General features: G+C 67.4%; 1 protein-coding gene. It reads left to right on the forward strand.

What is annotated here, in order from left to right; translation table 11 throughout:
• Positions 1–134 precede the first annotated feature (134 nt).
• A complete protein-coding gene (locus PLL68_RS15145; RefSeq protein WP_324535524.1) occupies positions 135–1,424 on the forward strand; it encodes an IS256 family transposase in 1,290 nt (429 codons plus the stop codon).
• The last annotated feature ends 31 nt before the right edge of the window (positions 1,425–1,455 follow it).

Here is a 1,455-nt window from a genome sequence, read left to right on the forward strand (position 1 = left end):
GAGCAATCATCGGAACCTGTGGATGGGGCTCGGCGCGGTGACGTGAAGTAGGCGCACCTCCCGAGCAAGATCGAAGCCCATGCTCAAGTTCTGATCAGGTCGGCGTTGGCGCGCCGGCTCGGGAAGGTGCACCCATGCTCAAGGTAGTTCACGACGCTTATGCGTCCAACGAGGCGGCCGGTGGGTCGATGCTCGATGAGATCGTTCGTGACGGCGCTCGGCAGATGCTGGCTGCTGCGCTGCAGGCCGAGGTCGCCGCCTACATCGAGGCGTTCGCCGACCAGCTCGACGAGAACGGGCGCCGGCTGGTGGTCCGTAACGGCTTCCACGAGCCGCGGGAGGTGACCACGGCCGCGGGCGCGGTGGCGGTCAGGCAGCCGCGGGTCAACGACAAGCGCGCCGATGAGGTGACCGGGAAGCGCAAGCGGTTCGCCTCGGCGATCCTGCCGGCGTGGGCCAGGAAGTCGCCCAAGGTCGCGGAGGTGTTGCCGCTGCTGTACCTGCACGGCCTGTCCTCGGGTGACTTCGGTCCGGCGCTGGAGCAGTTCCTCGGCTCTGGTGCTGGCCTGTCGGCCTCGACGATCACCCGGCTGACCACGCAGTGGCAAGACGAGGCGGTCGCGTTCAACAAGCGATCGCTGGCCGCCACGGATTACGTGTACGTGTGGGTCGACGGGATCCACCTCAAGGTGCGCCTGGAGCAGGACAAGGTGTGCCTGCTGGTCATGATCGGCGTGCGTGCCGACGGCACCAAGGAACTCGTCGCGCTCGACGACGGCCACCGTGAGTCCACCGAGTCCTGGGCCGACCTGCTCCGCAGCTGCAAGCGCCGCGGAATGCGCGCCCCGGTGCTCGCGGTTGGCGACGGGGCACTCGGGTTCTGGGCCGCGGTCCGCTCCGTGTTCCCCGAAACCCGCGAACAGCGGTGCTGGTTCCACAAGATCGCCAACGTCCTCAACGTGCTCCCGAAGTCCGCGCAACCGAACGCCAAGGCCGCGCTGGCGGAGATCTGGAACGGCGAGAACCGCGACCACGCCGAGAAGGCGGTCAAGGCGTTCGCCGCCGACTACGGCACCAAGTGGCCCAAGGCCGTCGCGAAGATCACCGACGACCTCGACGTCCTCCTCGCGTTCTACGACTACCCCGCCGAGCACTGGATCCACCTGCGGACCACCAACCCGATCGAGTCGACCTTCGCGACCGTCCGGCTGCGTCAGCGAGTCACCAAGGGACCCGGCTCCCGGGCCGCGGGGATCGCGATGGCGTTCAAGCTCATCGAGTCCGCACAAGCCAGATGGCGTGCCGTCAACGCACCGCAACTCGTCGCCCTCGTCCGCGCTGGCGCGACGTTCAAGAATGGCGTCCTCGTCGAACGAGACGACGATCCGGCGGTCGCATCAGGAGGTGATCAGCAGGTCGCCTGAACACGCCATCCACAGGTCTTGACTATTGCTC

The organism is Ornithinibacter sp., assembly GCF_035443565.1.
Classification (GTDB): domain Bacteria; phylum Actinomycetota; class Actinomycetes; order Actinomycetales; family Dermatophilaceae; genus Fodinibacter.

Excerpts from the sequence above, each read along its gene's own strand:
- PLL68_RS15145 (WP_324535524.1), top strand. The coding sequence starts at position 135 with ATGCTCAAGGTAGTTCACGACGCTTATGCGTCCAACGAGGCGGCCGGT.